The 2,935-nt window shown below is 49.3% G+C and carries 7 protein-coding genes; 6 read left to right on the forward strand and 1 reads right to left on the reverse strand.

Annotated elements, in window-relative coordinates; genetic code table 11:
- From KP814_RS32170 to KP814_RS32185, 4 genes are all read left to right on the forward strand, one after another.
- The coding region (locus KP814_RS32170) for a M15 family metallopeptidase (RefSeq protein ID WP_216740613.1) at positions 1-347 on the forward strand (347 nt) is incomplete at its 5' end.
- Positions 344-748: a 3TM-type holin gene (locus KP814_RS32175; RefSeq protein WP_253938804.1), complete on the forward strand. Its 405-nt coding sequence runs from the start codon at positions 344-346 to the stop codon at positions 746-748. The genes KP814_RS32170 and KP814_RS32175, both read left to right, overlap by 4 nt.
- The gene (locus KP814_RS32180; protein ID WP_216740615.1) at positions 748-1,026 is read left to right on the forward strand and encodes a hypothetical protein; all 279 of its coding nucleotides are present in this window, start codon (positions 748-750) and stop codon (positions 1,024-1,026) included. The genes KP814_RS32175 and KP814_RS32180 overlap by 1 nt, the downstream gene beginning before the upstream one ends.
- Positions 1,026-1,385: an HNH endonuclease gene (locus KP814_RS32185; RefSeq protein ID WP_216740616.1), complete on the forward strand. Its 360-nt coding sequence runs from the start codon at positions 1,026-1,028 to the stop codon at positions 1,383-1,385. The genes KP814_RS32180 and KP814_RS32185 overlap by 1 nt, the downstream gene beginning before the upstream one ends.
- Before the next feature lie 86 nt (positions 1,386-1,471).
- Here KP814_RS32185 and KP814_RS32190 read toward each other — a convergent pair whose 3' ends face one another.
- Positions 1,472-2,086, reverse strand: coding sequence for a hypothetical protein (locus KP814_RS32190; protein WP_216740617.1), 615 nt, complete (start codon positions 2,084-2,086; stop codon positions 1,472-1,474).
- Between the two features lie 234 nt (positions 2,087-2,320).
- On the opposite strand from KP814_RS32190, the gene KP814_RS33560 reads away from it, so the two are divergent.
- Both KP814_RS33560 and KP814_RS32200 read left to right on the forward strand, forming a co-directional pair.
- Complete coding sequence (locus KP814_RS33560; protein WP_216740618.1) at positions 2,321-2,440, forward strand: HNH endonuclease; 120 nt, start codon at positions 2,321-2,323, stop codon at positions 2,438-2,440.
- 59 nt (positions 2,441-2,499) lie between these two features.
- Positions 2,500-2,754, forward strand: a complete 255-nt coding sequence (locus KP814_RS32200; RefSeq protein ID WP_011398328.1) for a type II toxin-antitoxin system ParD family antitoxin — start codon at positions 2,500-2,502, stop codon at positions 2,752-2,754.
- The last annotated feature ends 181 nt before the right edge of the window (positions 2,755-2,935 follow it).

Here is a 2,935-nt window from a genome sequence, read left to right on the forward strand (position 1 = left end):
TGGTTGGCCTGCATCCTGACCTTGTGAAAGTAGTGGAAAGGGCGATTCAGAAAACCCCGATAGACTTCACTGTGCTGGAAGGCCTGCGAACCATCGAGCGCCAAAAGGAACTGTATAAGGCAGGCAAATCCAAGGCGATGCGCAGCCGCCATTTATCAGGGCATGCGGTGGACCTAGGTGTTTTGATTAACGGCTCGATCACTTGGGAAGCCCGCTATTACCAGATACTCGCCGACGCGGTGAAGCAAGCTGCCGAAGGGCTGGGCATTCCCATAGAGTGGGGCGGCGATTTCAACGGCTTTTTCGACGGACCTCATTATCAACTGCCGTGGAAAGAATACCCATGAGCGCCTGGGCTTCACTGATCAGCCTGTTTAAACCGGTCGCCGACCTTATCAACAACGTCCACACCAGCGACGAAGAGCGCCTCCAGATACAAGCGCAGCTATTTCAGATTCAGGCCGAGCTAACCCAACGGGTGATGGAATACGAAACCAAGCTGCTGGAGGCGAAGGCCAGAACGATCCAAGCGGAGGCGCAGGGGCAAAGCATCCTGCAGCGCAACTGGCGACCGCTGACCATGCTGTGTTTTCTTGCGCTGATTGTGTGCGACTCGTTCGGTCTACTGACGTTTCGATTAAGCGTGGAAGCCTGGGATCTGCTGCAAATAGGCTTAGGTGGATATGTCGCTGGCAGATCGCTGGAGAAGATCGCCCCCAAGGTAACCGACGTGATGAGTAAGAAATAATGGAAGAAAACCAAATCCCCCGGAGGCACTGGCACTTGGACAAAACCATCAGTGTGGGCCACTTGATCAGCACGCTGGTAATCGCCATTTCCGTGATCACCTGGGCGGGCTCCATAGATCGCCGTGTGGAGCAAAACGCGCTGGCGGTTAAGTACCTGAATGAAGAGCAGGTGCAACAGCGGCAACGTATCGACGCTGTCCGTAATGAGATCAAAACCGACCTGCGGGCCATCAACGACAAGTTAGACCGCCTGATCGAGCGGCAGAGTGACCGGTAATGCCTCAAGCTTCGTTAAGGCCCTGCAAAGATAAGGGCTGTCCCAATACGACCCGGCACAAGTCGCGATACTGTGAGAGCCACGCAGACAAGCGAGAGGCGACACGCTGGGGAGTATGGCAACAACAGAAGGGCAGCGACACCCAACGCGGTTATGGTTGGCAATGGCGTAAGCTGAGAGTTCGGATACTGAGGCGGGATAACTACTTGTGTCAGGTGTGTTTAAAGCAGGGGCGTACCAGTGCGGCGACGGAGGTGGATCACATCAAGCCCAAGGCACAAGGCGGTGATGATCGGGAAGAGAATCTACAAGGGATATGTAGGCAGTGTCACCGCAACAAATCTGTCAGCGGGCAATAAGATATCAATAAATTAAAGCCCCTCATATAGAGGGGCGTTCAATATTGATTTTCATCTAATCGTAAGGTTTCAAGGGAAAGTATAAGTTATGGTAGAGCTATTTGCTCGGCAGCTATGGACGCAGCACTTTTGCCATACCTATTTACCCATGCCCAATCTTTCGCTGTGAAGCCAATAGGTACTTTGTCGGCGCCAAAAAACACTTGTGGGAATCTTTTCTTAACTGATTCATCCCAGCCCTCTTTTTGTGCGCTAAGAGAATAACACCATGCCAATATCACGATACGGTTTTCAGAGAGCTGCCGTTTGATTTCATTGGTTAGTAGAGGAACGGTGTTGTGATTTCCATTTCCAACATCTACTATTCTAATGTTCATTCTTGGGTATAAAGAAATCATTTTATTACGAAGAATCTTATCGCCGACAGGGTTGATAGCATCCTCATCATCGGTTCTGTTTATGAACTTGCCATTAACAACCTTTTGACCCAGTTGATCGCCATGTCTTCCTGTCAATATGCTAAAGTTGTTTTGGCCTTTAGTATGTAGATAGTGCGCCATACTTTCCCAAGAATCATTTCCTGTAAAGCAAACTGAAACATACAGGTTTCCGATAACCACCCAAGGGCAATCATCCCATGGTGAAAGTGTATTCCAAACAACAGCTGGGCTTAATTGACTTGTGCTCTTAATGAATCTCATGGTGTTGAGCTCTCTATATGAAAGTTGCTGATGAACTGCTTTTAGTTTTTTAATATCGTGCTATACATCTTGACTAGCTAAGCGCTAGTGATTGATCTATCCCTTCACTATCGAAATTGGAAATAGTCTCGTTGATTCAAGTTAGCTGTATGGCTGGCGGAGCGGGTCAAAAGTCACGATGCTGTGACAGTCATTTAAAAAGGGCGGCGATCCCCAACGCGGCTATGGTTGGCAATGGCGAAAGCTTGGGCGCGGATACTGAGACAACCCAAGGCGAGTGGCGGTGATGATCAGGAGAAGAACCTGCAGGGAATTTGTAGGCTTTGTCATAGCCATAAGACGTCGCAGAGTTGAGCAGGTTTCACCAGTTTGTGATACTGTAAGAATAGTTCTTACAAAGCGGAGGGCAAACGATGCCTAGAACAATCACCTTTCAGCCTAGCGCTGAGCTGGAAAGCTTCATTTCTTCGATGATCGAGACCGGCAGCTACAACAATCAGAGCGAAGTGATCCGAGCAGGGTTGAGGTTGCTACAAGAGCAGATGGCGGCTTCTAAACTGCAAGAGCTTCGTAGCCTGATTGATGAGGGAGAAGCCAGCGGAGAGCTTAAAAACTGGGATGTGAATGAGTTTCTTGCAAGGATGAAAAAGACCTCGAATGACGGATAACACATTCAAGCTTCGTCCTAAAGCGGAGGCTGATCTAGGGAACCTCTGAATAACCCATAGTTATCCCAATATCCCTCTCCATTGTGCATTTGGCCCAACCATATACTGCTTTTTCCAACAACTTTCGCCCCTTTCAGGGCGGAAGTGGGCCTATCGCCCTATATCCGCAGCTCTTTCCACA

This window comes from Hahella sp. HN01, assembly GCF_018986435.1.
In the GTDB taxonomy this organism is placed as follows: Bacteria; Pseudomonadota; Gammaproteobacteria; order Pseudomonadales; family Oleiphilaceae; genus Hahella.

What these genes read in the sequence shown, in the direction of transcription:
- KP814_RS32175 (WP_253938804.1), top strand. Translation starts at nt 344, where the DNA reads ATGAGCGCCTGGGCTTCACTGATCAGCCTGTTTAAACCGGTCGCCGAC.
- KP814_RS32180 (WP_216740615.1), top strand. Translation starts at nt 748, where the DNA reads ATGGAAGAAAACCAAATCCCCCGGAGGCACTGGCACTTGGACAAAACC.
- KP814_RS32185 (WP_216740616.1), top strand. Translation starts at nt 1,026, where the DNA reads ATGCCTCAAGCTTCGTTAAGGCCCTGCAAAGATAAGGGCTGTCCCAAT.
- KP814_RS32190 (WP_216740617.1), bottom strand. Translation starts at nt 2,086, where the DNA reads ATGAGATTCATTAAGAGCACAAGTCAATTAAGCCCAGCTGTTGTTTGG.
- KP814_RS33560 (WP_216740618.1), top strand. Translation starts at nt 2,321, where the DNA reads ATGGCGAAAGCTTGGGCGCGGATACTGAGACAACCCAAGGCGAGTGGC.
- KP814_RS32200 (WP_011398328.1), top strand. Translation starts at nt 2,500, where the DNA reads ATGCCTAGAACAATCACCTTTCAGCCTAGCGCTGAGCTGGAAAGCTTC.